The organism is Pedobacter lithocola, assembly GCF_042650845.1.
GTDB lineage: Bacteria > Bacteroidota > Bacteroidia > Sphingobacteriales > Sphingobacteriaceae > Pedobacter > Pedobacter lithocola.
In genome coordinates this window covers 637,239-654,624 of record NZ_JBHSBW010000013.1, presented here as the reverse complement: position 1 = coordinate 654,624, position 17,386 = coordinate 637,239, and the positions used below count along the sequence as shown (strand labels likewise).

The window sequence follows — 17,386 nt, the reverse complement described above, 5'->3', positions numbered from 1 at the left end:
AATTATGCCTATCCAAGAAAAATTACAAATGCAATAAAATTAATGCAATTAATGCTGGTACGCTCTGTACAAAAATTATCTTTTTGCTTGCTGTTGCTGCTCCATATATTCCCGCAATGAGGACACAGGTTAAAAAGAATATTGCAACATAAAATTTCCATTGATGATCGCTAATGCATAAAGACCAGATTAATCCTGCTGCTAAAAAACCATTGTACAATCCTTGATTTGCCGCCAACACTTTTGTAGGTGGAAATAATTCTTTCGGTAAAACGGTAAAAACTTTAGGCGCCTTGGTGGTCCACGCGAACATTTCTAACCAGAGGATATAAATGTGGATTACAGCAATTAAGCCGATTAAAATTTGTGCTGCTAGTTGCATATCATTTTGTTTGGTAAAATGAAGATACAATAAATCAATTAATTTTATCAATGACTTTTTTTCAATCCTAATTTTTTGGAGTGATTGTATCTAATAAGGAGACGAAAATAATATTTCCAAATCCATAAAAAAATGTTTAATTATTTCTTGCTCAATAACCTCGAAACGAAATAAATAATTAAAAAGCCAATAAAAATATACAGTCCGTTTAGCGCTGCATTTGGGTCATCAGCATAAATACTAAAGGCAACAAATGTATAAGCTGCGATAAATATGATGGGCAAAATTGGATATAATGGAACCGTGTAAATGGTTTTTTTATCGAGATGGGCTGTACGTTTTCTTAAGATAAAAATGGTTGCTGCTGAGCTTGCCATGCTAATGCTTTCTAAAAATATGGTGTAGTTTAAAATTTTATCGAAGGTTTTGGCGTAAAATATTATAACCACTGCGGCAATAGTAAAAACGGTTAAACTTAGTGTCATTACTTCGGTTTTTTTATTCATACTGCTAAAAACTTTTGGTAAAGCACCTTCTTCGCCCATGGCAAACATAGCCCTTGGGTTGCTAAGCAAATTAACATTTACATAACCCATTACCGAAATAAATATAATTACCGAAAGTAAGTTGTAGCCCGCCGGACCGAATATTTTTGATGCTAAAATTGCAGCAATACTTTCTGCTGATTTAAGTTCTTCGAAACCAATAACTTGAACATAAACGTAATTAAGTGCTAAATAAAGCATTACAATTATGGTTAAACCGATGATTATAGAACGAGGAATTACTTTTTTTGCTTCTTTAACTTCGCCGCCAAAATTGATGGTTTGTGCATAACCTGCGTAGGAAAAGGAAACCGCAATTAAACATAGACCTAAAGCTTTTCCGTAATCAAACCAAGTTGGTAAAGAGCCGTTCGCTGTTTTAAAAAGTGGCGTAATGGTTTGCACTTGTTCGCCAAAAAATACAGCACAAATAAGTGTTAAAATAAGTCCGATTTTGATAACTGTTAAAATGTTTTGTGTCTTAGAACTTGCTTTTAAACCTAAAAGGTTAATGAGATAAAAAATTAAAATGGTTACGATAGCAATTGCAACCCTGTAAATATCGGTTTGCATTGCTTGTGGTAAAATAATTTTGCTCAAATATTCTGCACCAATTATAGAAATTGCAGCTACCGATGCTGCACTTGATATGAGCACGATACAATTTATGGCAAAAGCAATTGATGGGTGATAAGCTGTAGAAAAAATTTTATAATAACCACCTGTAACAGGATACCTCGAACCGATTTCTGCATAAGTAAGTGCACCGCAAAAAGCAACGAAACCGCCTATAAACCAAGCCAGGTAAAAAAGTTCTGGGATTTGGGCTTTGGCAGCAACATTAACCGGCGTACGAAAAATACCCATACCAATAACTAAACTAACCACAATCATGGATAAATCGAAGAGCGAAAGTTGCTTTTTTTGTTGCATTAAGGGGAGAATAAGTTGATGGGATGAAGATAAGGAAATTATGGAAGATGGATGATGCGAAATGGGAGATGGGTGATGGGAAATGGAAGATGGGTGATGGGAAATAGATGATGGTTAATGGACAATATTGAAATTATGGAAGATGATAAATGAAAAATGCAGATTTTGGATTTCCCTCCATCATCCATTTTCCCTCTTACATCCTAGATTTCCCCATCTTCCCTCTTACATCTTCCATTTTTTTTACCTTTTTTGTTGAAATTTTGTTGTTGTTTGCTTCGTATAATAAAACTATTTTTGTTTAATAATTTTTGCTATTCGAGATTTGCGAAACTATTATAATAACAAATAAACAATTCTCGGTATCAAATCATTCCTAAAAACTTGTCATGTTGATAGTTAAAGCCTCACCCGACCATCCCTCGGCATGGCTGCTTTGTGTATATGCAAAGTTTTATCAAACTGACAAACAACAACAAAATTTATGGCAGAAGTAATTTACAACGACGACAGTATTCGTTCATTAGATTGGAAAGAACACATCAGATTGCGCCCCGGTATGTATATCGGTAAGCTGGGTGATGGCTCTGCGCAAGACGATGGAATTTATGTTTTGTTAAAAGAAATTGTAGATAACTCTATTGATGAGTTTGTGATGGGCAGCGGAAAAATCATCGAAATTACCGTTTCTGAACAAAAGGTAAACATACGCGATTATGGTCGGGGCATTCCCTTGGGGAAAGTTATAGATTGTGTAAGCAAGATAAATACTGGCGGTAAGTACGATAGCAATGCTTTCCAAAAATCGGTTGGTTTAAATGGTGTTGGTACCAAAGCTGTAAATGCGCTTTCTACAAATTTTGTAGTGCAATCTTATCGCGATGGCAAAACTAAAAAAGTTGAGTTTTCTAAAGGCGAAATTGTAAATGAGCAACCTGTTATTGATACCACGCAACGCAATGGTACATCAATTACTTTTTACCCTGATGAAACCATTTTTAGAAACTACCACTACATACCTGATTTTGTAGAAAGCATGGTTTGGAACTATGTATTTTTAAATACTGGTTTAACCGTAAATTTCAATAACAAAAAATATTTCTCAGAACGAGGTCTTTACGATTTGCTTTCGAAATTTAATAAGCCAGAAGAGATTCGTTACCCAATAATTCACATGATTGGTAACGATATTGAAATTGCGATGACTCATGGTCAGCAGTACGGCGAAGATTACCATTCTTTTGTAAACGGGCAGCACACAACTCAGGGTGGAACGCATCAAGCTGCTTTCAGGGCTGCGGTTGTTAAAACCGTTCGTGAGTTTTTTAAGAAGGAATTTGAAGCATCAGATGTTCGTTCATCTATCATCGCAGCAATATCTGTTCGTGTGCAAGAACCAGTTTTCGAATCGCAAACAAAAACTAAACTAGGTTCTCAAAATATGGGTCCCGAGGGACCATCGGTTGCAACGTTTATAAACGATTTTGTTAAAAAAGAACTCGATGATTATTTACATAAAAATCCTGATGTTGCCGATGCACTTTTGAAGCGCATCAATCAATCGGAAAGAGAACGTAAAGACATCGCCGGAATAAAAAAATTAGCTAATGATAGGGCTAAAAAGGCATCGTTGCACAACAAAAAGCTTCGCGATTGCAAAGTTCATTTCAATACCACACACGAAAAAAGATACGAAACAACTCTATTTATTACCGAAGGAGATTCTGCTTCAGGTTCGATAACTAAATCTCGTGATGTGGATTGCCAGGCGGTTTTCAGCTTAAAAGGTAAGCCTTTAAATTGTTATGAATTAACCAAAAAGGTAGTTTACGAGAACGAAGAGTTTAATCTTTTACAGCATGCTTTAAATATCGAAGATGGTTTAGAAGGCTTGCATTACAACAATATTGTTATTGCAACCGATGCCGATGTAGATGGAATGCACATTAGGCTGTTAATGATGACTTTCTTCCTTCAGTTTTTCCCTGATTTAGTAAAAGCAGGCCATGTTTACATATTACAAACCCCATTATTTAGGGTACGAAATAAAAAAGAAACCATTTATTGTTATAGCGATGAAGAACGTCGAAATGCCATCGAAAAATTAGGGAATAAACCAGAAATTACTCGTTTTAAAGGACTAGGCGAAATTTCTCCTGATGAATTTGGTTTGTTTATTGGAAAAGATATCAGGTTGGATCCTGTTATTTTGAAAGACCAAACCATTAAAAGTTTGCTTGAATATTATATGGGGAAAAACACTCCGGATAGGCAACAACACATCATCAGAAATTTACGTGTAGAGAAAGACGAAGTAACTGAAGAACCTAAAATTATCGATGAAGTAGCATAGAATAACGGCGTTGACTTAATCACAAATTAATTCAACACAATTGAAACCCACTAAAAACACAGCAAAAAAGTATCTGATAGTCGTATTTTTAATTTTATTAATTTTTGGAATAACTGCAGGTTTATTCATTAATTTCTCAAAAATACCACTCTTAAAATCAGTAAATAAAATCGTTCAGGTTCAAAATGATTTTACCAAACTTGATAGCTGTATTTTTAAACTCTACAATGCAGAAAACAGCTGCAGGATGTACGTTGTAAGTGGAGAAAGGGTTTATTACAATCATTTCGTTGCCGAGATTAAGGAAATCTCTTCGATTATGGATGCAATCGAAGAGCAAAATTATTCGGAGCGATCACTTTCAAAAGAGGCATTTAACAAACTTATTAAGCAGAAAAAACTTAGAACTGCACAATTCATCGTTTTAAAAAGATTATCAGATAGTTTAATAAATTTTTCTATTGAGGTTAATAAAGATGTTGAAAAAATCAATCCCAAAAGCAGATTATTTACCGCCCGCCAGTTTAAAAGTATTATTACCGTTGATACACTTAAACCAAAAATTGTTGCTCAACCAAAAAAGAAATTCTTTGGCAGAATAATAGCCGCTATAAGTGCTAAAGATAAAAAGGCTGTTGATAGTTCTAAATCTACTTTAATTAGAACCATAGTTTCTGCTGATACCGCTTCAATAAATGTTGCATACAATAAATTGCAGCTAAAAGCGATAAATGATTATTACTTAAATCTTTATCGGATTAATAAACGCCTTAAAGATAAAGAGAAGGAATTATTAGCTGTTAATCACAAGCTAATTGAAACCATTGTAGATGGATTGAAAGAGTATAAAACCAATGAAAAGGAATACTATTCATCAGTTCAGCAAGAAGTAAATTACGCTGCCTATAGCACTGTAGAAAACCTTGACAAATTCACATTACTGTTGTTGATTTTTGCTAGCGGATTATTGCTTTTTGTTTTTTACACCATATATAATTTATACAAAAGCGAGCAAGCTCTAATAGATTATAGTAATAAAACATCAATGTATGCAGTTTCTAAAAGTAGGTTTTTGGCGAATATGAGCCATGAAATTAGGACACCACTAAACTCTATAGTTGGATTTTCAGAGCAGTTAACAAAAGTTAATTTAGAAACCGAGCAGCAGGAGCAAGTAAACGCCATCAGGAATTCATCGGTAATGCTGCTTGATGTGGTAAACGATATTTTGGATTTCTCTAAATATGAAACAGGTAAAGTTGCCTTCGAAAAAATTCCTTTTTCGCCGTTTGTTAGTATAAATGATGTGTTTGACAGCATGAAGATTTTGGCTGAAAAAAAGAAGATTGGCTTTGTTTTGAACATGCCAATTGATAAAAATATTTATATTCTTGGCGATGTACTACGCTTAAAACAGGTGGTAATGAACTTATTAAGTAACGCTATAAAATTTACAAATGTTGGTTCAGTAACTTTACACGCAGAATTAATAAAAACTGTAGAAAAAAATGCGCAACTAAAGGTTAGAGTAGTAGATACAGGTTTGGGTATAAACGAAATAGATCAGAAAGTTATTTTTGACGAATTTGCCCAGGTTTACTATGCATCTACAAAGGAGAAACAACAAGGCACAGGTTTAGGATTGGCAATTTGTAAAAAGATAGTCGAATTTCAAGGCGGAACCATTTCTGTTACAAGTGAAGAGGGCAAAGGCTCTACTTTTTCTTTTGAATTGCCTTTTGAAATTACAGATAAGGTTAAAGAGGATGTTGTGAATAGAGCGGTAGGTGTAGAAGATGCTAAATTTTTAGAAAATAAAAGAGTACTTTTGGCCGATGATAACATGCTCAATATTTTATTGGCAAGCACCATTTTAAAAAAATATAAAGTAAGTTATGATGCGGCTTACAATGGTTTAGAAGCGCTGGAACTATTTAATGAAAACAACTACGATATTATTTTAACTGATATTCAAATGCCAGAAATGGGTGGAATAGAATTAACCAAAAATATAAGAAATTGCAGCAATGAACTAAAAAGGAACATCCCGATTCTAGGTGTTACTGCAAATGTTATGCAAGAGGATAGAACAAAATATCTTAACTCGGGGATGAATGAATTGGTATTAAAACCTTTTTTAGAGAAAGAATTGCTTGAAAAAATGATTCTTTATTTAAAATAATGCATTACTCTACTAAGTAATCATAATGCCTGAACCGTATCTTACGATATAGGCATTAAAGAATGTTGTTATTTATCTGGTGCATTAACAGTATCTTCAGGATGCTGTGGAGGCAATACATCAACAACTTTCTCTACAATAGTGATTTTTGTAAACACAGCGTATTTACTTGGGGCAATACCTCCATCGAATTTCTCCGCGTAAGCTTGTGTAAACTCTGCTCCAAAATATAGTATTACCGAGGTATAATATATCCAAAGTAATATGATGATAATTGAACCCGCCGCACCAAATGCAGAAACTGTACTTCCTTTTTCGATATAAATGCCAATTAAATATTTACCCAAACTAAATAATAAAGCGGTAAATAAAGCACCAATAATTGCCGATTTCCATTTAATTTCTACATCGGGCAGTACTTTAAAAATGATGGTAAATACAGCTGTTACAGCAGCTAAAGTTATTATATTGTTTAAAACATAAATGAGTAAAGCCATGGTATCGTTGGCAACAGGAATTACATCATCAATTTTGGTTTGAGAAATTAGCGATACGATTTTATCACCCAAACCAACAACAATGCTATTGATAACAAGTGAAACTAAAAGCAAAAAGCCCATTGAAACAATTAGAGAGAAAGATAATAGCCGATTGGTAAGCATCTTCAGCCATCCCTTTTTAGGCATAGCTTTCACTTTCCAAATCATATTAATACTATCCTGAATCTCGATAAATATTGCAGTTGCACCAATAATTAGTGTGGCTATACCAATAATTAAACCGATGGTAGATTGACCAGTTTTATTTGCATTTTCTACAAAGCCTTGAATTTGTGTTGCAGCATCTTTACCCACCAAGTCGGTAATTTCCATAAAAAACTTATCTCTGGTTTTCATTCGTTCACCAAAAAATAAGGTAGCTGCCGAAAGGACAATAATGATAAGCGGTGTTAATGAAAATATTGTATAATATGCAAGAGCAGCACTTAATTTTAATATTCTATCTTCTGCAAAACCTTTTCCGGCTGCAATAAATAAATGATAAAGTGCAATAAAAAAATGTCTAACCTTATGAACTGCTTTCATTGTAAAAATTAGAAAGGATAACCAATACCAATATTAAAAATCAGATTTTCTCTGCGCCAATCTTTGTTTCCAAATGCTATACTATCAAATACCCATCGTTGTCCTTCGGGTAAATAGGGTTTTCTAACCGGAAATGCAACGTCTAAACGAATCACAAATATGGTCGCATCAACCCTTAAACCTGCACCTGTACCAACGGCAAGTTCATTTAGAACATTTTTAGCTTTAAACTCTGAACCAGGTCTGAGTGGGTCTTCTTTTCTTAACCAAACGTTACCAGCATCGGCGAATAACGCTCCGTATAAAACGCTAACAATTTTAAATCTAAGCTCCGAATTTAGCATTAATTTAATATCACCTCCTTGGTCAGCAAATACTGCAGAATCTGCAACTTTAAATGTACCGGGACCTAATGCTCTTGCCGGAAATGCCCTTAAATCGTTACCACCGCCTGCAAAAAACTGTCTAACAAATGGCAGAGATGTGCTATTGCCATATGCATAACCATATCCAAGATTTAATCTGTTTGCCCAAATTAAGCTTTTATTGATTTTATAATAATTTCTAAAATCGGCTTCTAACCTAACAAACTGAGTAAGTGGAATATTAAAGATTGATTTTTGATTTTGATCATTATTTGGTGCAAATAAACCCCAAACATTTCCGCCAGTTTCAATACCTCCAAAGAAATAAGAATTATTTCTTCGGCTATCTTCCATTTGGTTGGTGTAGGTAAAGTTGTAACTACTTCCAATTATGAATTGATTTTCTAATGTTGCTTTTAGCAATGGATTAGCATCATATAAACTATCTCTTACAATATCTGATGGAAAACTTGTAGAAATATAACTTAATGATATAGGATTCAAGTTATGTTCTTTATAAATGTTTTCCTTGAAATTATATCCAAATTCACCTTTTAACGCATGCAATGTATATTCAGAGCCACGGTTAAGCATTTGGTAAGAAAGCGATGTTATCGTTTTTGGGATAAATGCAGTAGTTGTGTTTGGTTTATAAAACGGTACGATAAGCCTTGGGAAAGTTAATTTACCTTCAGCTGTTAACGAAATTTGATTCCTGCCTAAAGATGTTCCTCTTGTTTGGGTTTCAAAGCCACCACTTAAACTAACATCTAATTGTTCTGCTCCACGAAATAGATTTCTGGTGGTTTGTGTAACCTTTACTTCAGACCCAACAAAATTGTTCGACTTACTCGTTCCGGTTACAGAAAAAGTTAAAGAATTTTTCTTAAGCGGAGTTAAATAAATGTTTAAATCCATTTGATCGTTCTTGAAACTATCTAATGGTAAAAATTCTGCCCTAACATCTTGAAAAGCGCCGACGTTAACCATTCTATTTAACGATTGGTTATGATCTTTTCTGTTATACAATTCTCCTTTTTGGAAAAACACTAACCTATCAAACAACCTGGGCTTAAATGTATTTTTATCATCGTAAATGTTAAAGTCTTTGTACTCAATTGGTTTTAATTGCCTTAAAGTACTGTCTCTTCTTAACGAATAATTTGGGTAAATATTTATGTTTTTAATGGTGTACGGCTTTAAACCAGCATCGGGCGCAATGTTTTTTATTGCTACCGAAACATTAACTAAATTCTTACCAATTGTACTATCAACCTGCATAATTAAATAATCAGGACTGAAATAAAAATACCCACGTTCTTTTAAATCATTATCGATTCTGATTCTTTCATTTTTATAAACATCTAAATCGTAAAAATCACCAACTTTTAATAAGCTTTTACTTTTATTTTCATTAATAATTTTGGTTAAAACTCCAGTATCAGCCGGAAAGTTTATCTTATTAATTTTATATCTATCACCAGTATTTGCGGTGTAAATTGCTTTACCTTTTTTGTCTTTTACTACAGTATCACCAATAACTTCAGCTTGTAAATAGCCTTCACTAATTAAATAGCTCGATAAAACATCGTTATTGTATTTCAGCTTTACCTCGCTTAATAAAACAGGTGGTTCGCCTTGCTTTCTTAACCAGTTTTTAAAGCCTTTAGGTTTTTTTGGCTCGCCGGCAAGGTTGTAAATCCCAAGTTTATATTTTATACCTAAAATAGATTTATTTGGGCGAGGTCTGGTTTTCGATTCCAAATCCGTTTTCACCTGTTTTTGGTCATCAATTTTTTTAGATGAATCTGGATTTATGATAACTTCGGCGCCAGTGTATAAAACCTGGCCCGGCTTTAACGATTTTGTGCTACTGCAACCTGCCCAAACTAAACAGGCCATTATAAATAAAAAGGGTCTAGTTAGTGGTCTCATTTTGTGCTTTCTCTTCAACGTTTCTTATTCTTCTAATTCTCTTCTTTTGAAATATCTCTTTAAATTTATTGTAGTCAACTACAAGTGTAAAACCTAACCCAGTTTCAATAATTTGTCCTTGTACAATAACGTCGTTCTGATTACGTCTGTAAGCCCTTAATCTATATCTTCCATCGGCAGATAGTGCGTATTCTACATTTACGTTTCCTGCTATATTTGTCGATTTTTCTCCTGGTGCCTGCGGTCCTTCTAATGCAAATGAACTACCAACAGTAACTGTTAATCTATCATTCAGTAGCTTTTTAGATAAGCCAATTTCCAAATCGGTTTTTTGTTGCATCGAACCTGTAGAGTAATCTTCGGATGAGTTTACACCGAAATTTAAATCTACACCCTGAATTAAATCAGAAGTTAAATTATTTAGTTGCTCGGTTAATAATTTACTTACACTCGAGCGGGCTAGAGTAGAAACACCACCGCCACCGCCTGCCAAACTTTGGAAAGGATTATTTGCTATAAATCTGTTTAATGCAAGCAAAGCAAAAACCTGTTTATTTAATTCGCTTTCATCGCGGTTTACATTTAATAGTTTTGTGTAAACAATGCCACTAAGCGCTCCTCGTTCATTTTCTGGTAAGTCGAGTTTGAAAGATATAATTGGTTTAAGCAATTCGCCTTTCATCATTAAATATACCTGAAATGGTAATTTCGTTTTTGCCTGAATGTTCGATGGGTCATTAATTAAATCAATTGGAGCAGCATTGACTTCGTACAATGCACTTAAATTAACGTTTGCTGTTGTTGGTTCGCCCGTCCAAATGATGGTGCTACCCTTTACCAATTTAAATTCTTTTTTACCCAATGGACCAACAGATAGATTATATGAACCATCTGTAATTTCATATCTACCTGTTAAACTAATTTTACCGCTTGGATCCATTGTAGCGTTTAAATTAGCATCTCCTCTAACTTTTAAAGCATCGCCATTTGCTGGGTCAACAACTACATTTAATTCAGCTTCTGGGTCAATAGTTACATTTGCAACTAAGTTTATGCCTTTAACTGGCGATTTACTAATGCTATCTACTTTTAGAGCTCTTTGTCCGTTAAATGGTGGCGCATCAGCATCAATGAATTGTACAATTCCGTCCTGATCGATAACCGATGGATCGCTCGATGGTAGTGCGAAAAAGAATTTGGTTCCTTTATTTACCTTAACCGTCATATTCACATCAGGTTGGTTTAAATCGCCTCTTACCTTAATGTTGCTGGTTAAAAATACAGTTCCATAAATCAATTCATTATTCGCTGCGGTAGAATTTATTGCCCTAAAATTATTCATTCTGATGTCTAATCCAAAGCGATAATTTTTATAATCTGTAGTTAGGATTTTTCCATTGATAGTAGCTTTTTGATTTAAAGAATCTATCAGCGTAAAGTTATTGAAACTAATTCCCTCATTTGTGAACGATATTTTCTCATTTGGCATTCGGAAATAAGAATTTACATATGCTACATTAATACCAGCATTTTTGAAGGTTAAATCGCCAAGAATTTTTGGTGATGTTAACGCCCCTTTAACTGAAAGAGCTCCTGTTAAGGTACCAGTTCCATTTTTCAATTGTCCTTGCGATAAACTTTCAATGTTCTTCATCTCGATTTTATCGATGTTGACAGTTAAATCAAGCGCACTTTGTGGAGCAGTATAATAAAACCCATTAACCCTCATTTCATGAACGCCGGTAAGTGCCATATTAACTTCGAAAGCATTTGCAGTGTTGTTATTAACGGCCAATCTCAAAGTACCCAACTGGTCTTTTTGATATCTTAATTGATCTACAGTTAAGTTTGCTTCAAATTTTGGTGTTGATGCTAAATCTTTAACATTAGCTGTTCCATTTAATCGACCACCAACTAAAGTTGTATCTGTTTCGGCAAACTTTGTTAAAGTTTCTAGCTGAAAATCTTTAAACTCGACTGCCAATGGCGCATTTGGAGAAGTTGGATTACTGTTTATAGATAAAGATTGACCACTATTGCTAATTTGAAATTGGTTAACCAAAATACCTGATGCGCCAAACTGAATGTAATTATCTTGTGAAACAACCCATTTTTGATAATCGAGCAAAAGTTTTTGAGGGTCTAAACTAAATTTAAAATCTTTATTTATGGATTGAAAAGTTCCGCCAATTACGTATTTATCTTTTAGTTGCCTATCGCGAAGAAAAATATTAACACCTAAGTTGTTATTTGCAGCATCACCACTTATTTCTGTATTAAATAGCGATACCGATGGGCTTTGCAAACCTTTTACGGTAAGTGCGTAAGCTAGTTTATTATTATCGTTATTGATGTTAATAACAGTTGTATCAACTTTGAAATCTCCATATACAACCTGAGGAAAATTACCTCTTATTTTAAGGCTATCTTTTTGTGTATCTATCAAGCCATAAAATTGTGATGATTTAAAAACCGTTAATTCAGGTACAAATTGTTTTAAAAGTTTTGAATCGTAAATGTTAACGAAAAATCTCATCCTTTGGTCAGGAATTTTGGTAACAGTACCGAAGGCGTAATATTTATTTATTTCGTTGATGATGGCATTGCTAACTTTAGTAAGTTGGTATTTTCCATCAATTTTTGCCGAAAGTATTTCTGATTTTAAGGTTAATTCGTTTTCGGTTTCTGTTGATTTTGCTCGAACTGAAATGGTATCGATATTTATTTTCTGCGCATCTTTTACAACTTGCAAACTAGTAATATCTACAGTACCATTCAGGTAATCAGCATCGGCGGTTTGTAAATCAACTTTAATTAAACCTGCGGCACTTAAAACTGTCGGACTAAAATTTAAAGCTTGCAGATTTACTTGTTTTAGATTTAAATTAGCTTTAACCGCAGGATATTTGCCTGCCATATTAACCTTTGCATCTAAAGCAAAATTGGCATTGCTATCGGGCATGCTGCTTTTTATGTTGATGTTTTGATTGCTATAATTTCCAGCTAAACTTAAGTTTCTGTAAGTGTATTTATTGTAAAAAGCACTAAGTACTTGTGCGTTGAATTTTGCATTAATTTTCTTAGGGTCTAAACCTGTTCCGGCAACATCGGCTTTTACTGTTACTCTACCTAATTTTGGTTGCATTTTTAGCAATCTACCTACGTTAAAGTTGTTAAGGTTTATGTTAGCCTTATAACTCTCACGCCCTTTTGGTCCTTTCATTGCAGCCGTTAAGATTGCACCACCCATATCTGTTTGAATGTTCATGTTGGTGTTAAAATCCGTCATCGAGCCTGTAAATTTACCTTTAGCGTTTATAACGTTAGGCAATTCAATGCTTGGTGGCAACGATTTTTTTGGTACAACAACCAAAATATCGCTTTTGGTTAAATACATTTTCTTAATGTTCAAATCAAGAAAGGTTTTCTTAATATCGGGCAAACCTTTGGCTGTACCACTTATATCAATTTGCGTATTCTTAAGTCCGCTTATTTGCAAACGCGGAATGTTTAGGTTATTTAAGTAACCATTAACATCTGCATTAAGCTTTATTTTTTCATTACGATAATTTGCAGGAATAGCATCACTAAAAAAACCAGCATCTTTTAAACCAATTGTAGTGTTTTTAAAATTTAGTGCTAGTTTAACACGTTCAGGATGTTTTGTTAAATCATCCATTGATGTGAAATTTAATTCTGTAGCATTTTCAATTGTTGTGTTTGGTGTTTTTAAAACGAAGTTGCTTAGCTTAATTTGTTTATCGTTATAAACTGCATTTCCTTTTAATTCATTTAAAGTAAAACCGCTCTTCTCTCTTAAAGAACCATTTTTTACATTGGCTTTTATGCCTGCAGCGCTATAATTTACATCACCTGCACTAAAATTTAATCCGGTAATTTTAAGGTGATTAAAATCCATTCCTTTTGATGCTGGCTTAGCACCTAAATTATCAAACTGAACTGTATTATCAGCTAGACTAATGTTTTTGATAATTAATCCTAAAGTCGATTTTTCTGGAACAACGGTATCTTTTACTTTCTTTAAATCATTTGATGGTGCAGGTTTAAAAGCAAAAAGGATGTTAGATTTATTCAGTTTAGCATCATCAACAGTGTATTTGCTGTTGGTTAAATCTACTTTTAAATTAACCAAACCCAGTTCATTAACATCGGCAATTGCTTTTGTAGTTGAGATTTGGTCGCCGTAATTAACTTTAACATTATTAAAAGCGAAGTTTTCAACCTCAATTAATGGCAATTTGCCGGTAGCTTTTTCACTGCTATCTACCTTATTTGTTAAATGTTGCACCAGTTGCACTAAAGGCTTTTGCTGCAAATATTTAAGCGATGTATTTTTTAAGGTTAAATCGCGAAAAACGTAATGTTGGTTTGCTAAATCGAAGGTTTTTAACTTAGTTTTAAACGCACCTAAATAAACTTTTACATCATTTCCAGCAACATCATCGCGGTAGGTAATACCAATATCTTCAAAGGAAACCTTATCAATCGAAAATTTAAGTGTAGATGTAGTGTCTTTATTAACCTTTTCTTCTGGTTTTTTTTGGTCGCTCATAAAAGCATCAACCAAAAATGAAAAGTTAAACGTAGTATCCGGACTTATCCTTTTAACGTTCGCCCGTATGTTTTTTAGTTCAATATTATTTATCTCAACAGTATTTTTAAGCAGCTTAAACAGGCTAATATCTACCGCTAATTTCTCGGCATATAACAACGTGTCGCCCTTCTTATCTTCGATGTAAAACTTGTTTAAAACCACATCTTTTGGTAAAGCAATTTTAATGCTTTCGAGGCTAACTTCTGTCTTGGTTTTGGTTTTAAGGTAATTTATGGCTTTACCTTTTACAAAGTTTTGTACCGCCGGAATATTAAGCGATAGCGCAATCCCAACAACTAATATAATAATAGATGCGATAACCCAGAGTAAAACTTTTAGACTTTTACGTACGTATTTATTCAAAGCAAATTTTGTTTGGTTAAATTTTGAATGCCAAAAGTATGCCACTAAAATTTATTTTAAGGCTCTTTTTATAAATAATACAAAAAATAACCTAAATTGTTCGCCCCGCATGATTATTTAACATTGGCGGTTTTGTAATTTTTTTAACATGAAGTCGATAACCCTTAATATAAATATTGAGCAGTATAATAACCTTAGTGAGCTAAATGAAATTGATGCAACGCTTTGCAACTTTGCAGAACAAGCTCTTGCCAGTTCATACTCGCCTTATTCTAAATTTAGGGTTGGTACAGCTGTTCGTTTAAAGACAGGTGAAACCGTTTTAGGTAGCAATCAAGAGAATTTGGCTTATCCATCTGGGCTTTGCGCCGAACGTGTTGCGCTATTTTCTATCGGTGCGGCTTATCCAAATGCAGTTATAGAAGCTATGGCAATTACGGCTCAAACCGATGCCTTTGAAATTTTAAAACCAGTTACATCATGCGGTGGTTGCTTGCAAGTAATGGCAGAGTTTGAGCGTAAACAAGCCAGCCCAATTGCAGTTATATTTTATTGCTTAAATGGTGAAATTTTGAAGGTGCCAAGTGTAAAAAGTTTATTGCCTTTCGCTTTTGTAGAGGACAGGTTGGAGAAGTAAGTTTTTGTAAAAGCTGATACTTACTTATTGCCTTAAACCATTATTACGATTTTTTTTTGGAAATGAAAGGTTCGGTAATTCTTCTGGAACAGCAGTCCCGCCATTCGCTATAGCCCTCATGAAATATTCGGGACTGCCGCTGCTGTCGGGTTTATAATTATCAGTTTGTGCTGCTTGGTAACCAACTAGGCGGTTAATCATTTATTCATTGTGTTACACTTCTTCCTAATCAAGAGATACTGAATTATCTTATTTATATTTGATTTTTCTACATCCATGAAACAGTTTTCCTTATTCCTCTTCTCCCTATTTTTTTCTTGTACAGCTTGGTCTCAGCAAACGCTGAAATCCAACTCAACTTATAAAATTACTTATTGGCGTTCCTCCGATGGGAAACCTAAAGAAGACAGAAACCCCACGGTAGTTATCGCTGGTGCAAATCAAAGTTTAATAAGCACTTCAACTATTTTAGATGGCAAAGGGAAATTTCCTTTTGAGCAAAGCATCATAAATAAGCCTGATAATATCTTATTTCAAATAGCAGATTTAAGTGAAAATAATCAAATTTCTGCAGCAGATAGTTCTTCAATATCAAAACAAGTTTATGAGTTTAGCAACGAAACTAAAGTTATTTTGGGCTACACATGCAAAAAGGCTAAAACCATCGTAAATTCTAATACTATTGAATTGTGGTACGCCGCTGATGCAGGCATTAAGGCAGCACCAACAGTTTTAGGGCAAAATTTGGGTTTGGTTTTGGAGCAGGTTCGTAACGGAAACAGTTTCGTTACGGCTACTAAAATAGAAGAAGTAAAAAATACGAAACCTATCAATTTAAACACACTAAAATTAACCGATGGCTTAAGCTATAAAGATTTGCTATGGAAAAGTAGGTTCACCACATTAAGCATTTTTAGAGATGAAACGATTAACTTCATAGATAAACCACAATCAAACGATTCTGTTTTTAAATTTTCAGGCGGAACTGTTATCGTCCGCAAAGTAAAGTTCCCCGAACTGCAAACAAATCCAAATGTTTTTGTGGATTTGACTGAACAATCCAATGGTGATGCTTACGACAGAACAGGCTCGGTATTTATTATTCCAACCGATAAAAACATCAGTTTAATGGATGCACTTAAAAGTTCGATTAAAAATCTACCCATTTACGAAAACGGGAATGGAAAACAATATCAAGGTGTTGTAGCAACCTCAAACTATAATCCGGTAATCGAACTTATGCGTTTCTTCACACCTTTCGGCGTTGGCAAATACAATAACCTAAAGCTAAAAGATAAAATCTGGGCAGATAAAGTTTATTATAGGCAAGATGTGAGCGAACTGTTTCCATTAATGAATGGAAAGGAAGTTTGGGTAGCCGTTTTCATTGGCAATTATGATAAAGGCGGACATAAAGTGTCACTCAACGTTACACTTCATAATGGCGGAAGACCAAAACCTGAAAAGGCTGTTATTATGCCATTGTTCAATTCTACAAATGTTATGGAAATGGCCGGACAAGAATACGCAACCATGTTTAGTAACGATAAAGGTTTAGAAGTTTCATTTACTTTGGATAAGGATATTAAAGATGCAAAGTTACGATACATAACAACAGGACATGGCGGCTGGGGTGGAGGCGATGAGTTTGTGCAAAGGAAAAATACCATTTGGTTGGATGGCAAAGAAGCTTTTGGTTTTGTACCATGGCGACAAGATTGTGGTTCTTACCGCTTATCAAATCCAGCCTCGGGTAACTTCGAAACAGGACTTTCGTCATCCGATTTAAGTCGTTCAAACTGGTGTCCAGGTACGGTAACAAACCCAAATATTATAGATTTAGGAAATTTAAAAGCTGGGAAACATACGATTAAAGTTTCCATACCAATGGGTCCACCACAAGGCTCGAGTAGCAGCGCTTGGAATGTTTCTGGCGTATTGTTAGGAACGGAATAATTTGGTTTGAAGCTTTGACAAGATTAGTTTGGATT

Annotated in this window: 10 protein-coding genes; 4 read left to right on the top strand and 6 right to left on the bottom strand. The window is 34.2% G+C overall.

Annotated elements, in window-relative coordinates; all coding sequences use genetic code 11:
* Positions 1 to 22 precede the first annotated feature (22 nt).
* Positions 23 to 382 (bottom strand): DUF1304 domain-containing protein, encoded by a 360-nt coding sequence (locus ACFOWA_RS16915; RefSeq protein ID WP_378987323.1) that lies wholly within the window; start codon positions 380 to 382, stop codon positions 23 to 25.
* 140 nt (positions 383 to 522) lie between these two features.
* Positions 523 to 1,860, bottom strand: a complete 1,338-nt coding sequence (locus tag ACFOWA_RS16910; RefSeq protein WP_378987320.1) for an APC family permease — start codon at positions 1,858 to 1,860, stop codon at positions 523 to 525.
* Between the two features lie 484 nt (positions 1,861 to 2,344).
* Between ACFOWA_RS16910 and ACFOWA_RS16905 the strand changes: the two genes are divergently transcribed.
* Both ACFOWA_RS16905 and ACFOWA_RS16900 read left to right on the top strand, forming a co-directional pair.
* Positions 2,345 to 4,213 (top strand): DNA topoisomerase IV subunit B, encoded by a 1,869-nt coding sequence (locus ACFOWA_RS16905; RefSeq protein ID WP_378987317.1) that lies wholly within the window; start codon positions 2,345 to 2,347, stop codon positions 4,211 to 4,213.
* Between the two features lie 40 nt (positions 4,214 to 4,253).
* Positions 4,254 to 6,395, top strand: coding sequence for an ATP-binding protein (locus ACFOWA_RS16900; RefSeq protein ID WP_378987314.1), 2,142 nt, complete (start codon positions 4,254 to 4,256; stop codon positions 6,393 to 6,395).
* A gap of 68 nt (positions 6,396 to 6,463) precedes the next feature.
* On the opposite strand, the gene ACFOWA_RS16895 is transcribed toward ACFOWA_RS16900, so the two are convergent.
* From ACFOWA_RS16895 to ACFOWA_RS16885, 3 genes are read right to left on the bottom strand one after another with little or no spacing between them, the layout of a single operon-like run.
* Positions 6,464 to 7,480 (bottom strand): YihY/virulence factor BrkB family protein, encoded by a 1,017-nt coding sequence (locus ACFOWA_RS16895; RefSeq protein WP_378987311.1) that lies wholly within the window; start codon positions 7,478 to 7,480, stop codon positions 6,464 to 6,466.
* An 8-nt stretch (positions 7,481 to 7,488) separates the two neighbouring features.
* Positions 7,489 to 9,747 carry a translocation and assembly module lipoprotein TamL gene (tamL, locus tag ACFOWA_RS16890; protein WP_378987308.1) on the bottom strand — a complete coding sequence of 753 codons (2,259 nt, stop codon included), beginning with the start codon at positions 9,745 to 9,747 and terminating at the stop codon, positions 7,489 to 7,491.
* Between the two features lie 16 nt (positions 9,748 to 9,763).
* On the bottom strand, positions 9,764 to 14,758 hold the full coding sequence (locus ACFOWA_RS16885) for a translocation/assembly module TamB domain-containing protein (protein ID WP_378987305.1): 4,995 nt from the start codon (positions 14,756 to 14,758) through the stop codon (positions 9,764 to 9,766).
* A 148-nt stretch (positions 14,759 to 14,906) separates the two neighbouring features.
* On the opposite strand from ACFOWA_RS16885, the gene ACFOWA_RS16880 reads away from it, so the two are divergent.
* Positions 14,907 to 15,395: a cytidine deaminase gene (locus tag ACFOWA_RS16880; RefSeq protein WP_378987302.1), complete on the top strand. Its 489-nt coding sequence runs from the start codon at positions 14,907 to 14,909 to the stop codon at positions 15,393 to 15,395.
* A gap of 24 nt (positions 15,396 to 15,419) precedes the next feature.
* Here the strand turns inward: ACFOWA_RS16880 and ACFOWA_RS16875 are convergent, their stop codons facing one another.
* Positions 15,420 to 15,596 (bottom strand): hypothetical protein, encoded by a 177-nt coding sequence (locus ACFOWA_RS16875; protein WP_378987299.1) that lies wholly within the window; start codon positions 15,594 to 15,596, stop codon positions 15,420 to 15,422.
* A 75-nt stretch (positions 15,597 to 15,671) separates the two neighbouring features.
* On the opposite strand from ACFOWA_RS16875, the gene ACFOWA_RS16870 reads away from it, so the two are divergent.
* Positions 15,672 to 17,351: a PNGase F N-terminal domain-containing protein gene (locus ACFOWA_RS16870; RefSeq protein WP_378987296.1), complete on the top strand. Its 1,680-nt coding sequence runs from the start codon at positions 15,672 to 15,674 to the stop codon at positions 17,349 to 17,351.
* Positions 17,352 to 17,386: the final 35 nt, after the last annotated feature.

Excerpts from the sequence above, each read along its gene's own strand:
- ACFOWA_RS16915 (WP_378987323.1), bottom strand. The coding sequence starts at position 382 with ATGCAACTAGCAGCACAAATTTTAATCGGCTTAATTGCTGTAATCCAC.
- ACFOWA_RS16910 (WP_378987320.1), bottom strand. The coding sequence starts at position 1,860 with ATGCAACAAAAAAAGCAACTTTCGCTCTTCGATTTATCCATGATTGTG.
- ACFOWA_RS16905 (WP_378987317.1), top strand. The coding sequence starts at position 2,345 with ATGGCAGAAGTAATTTACAACGACGACAGTATTCGTTCATTAGATTGG.
- ACFOWA_RS16895 (WP_378987311.1), bottom strand. The coding sequence starts at position 7,480 with ATGAAAGCAGTTCATAAGGTTAGACATTTTTTTATTGCACTTTATCAT.
- tamL (WP_378987308.1), bottom strand. The coding sequence starts at position 9,747 with ATGGCCTGTTTAGTTTGGGCAGGTTGCAGTAGCACAAAATCGTTAAAG.
- ACFOWA_RS16880 (WP_378987302.1), top strand. The coding sequence starts at position 14,907 with ATGAAGTCGATAACCCTTAATATAAATATTGAGCAGTATAATAACCTT.
- ACFOWA_RS16875 (WP_378987299.1), bottom strand. The coding sequence starts at position 15,596 with ATGATTAACCGCCTAGTTGGTTACCAAGCAGCACAAACTGATAATTAT.
- ACFOWA_RS16870 (WP_378987296.1), top strand. The coding sequence starts at position 15,672 with ATGAAACAGTTTTCCTTATTCCTCTTCTCCCTATTTTTTTCTTGTACA.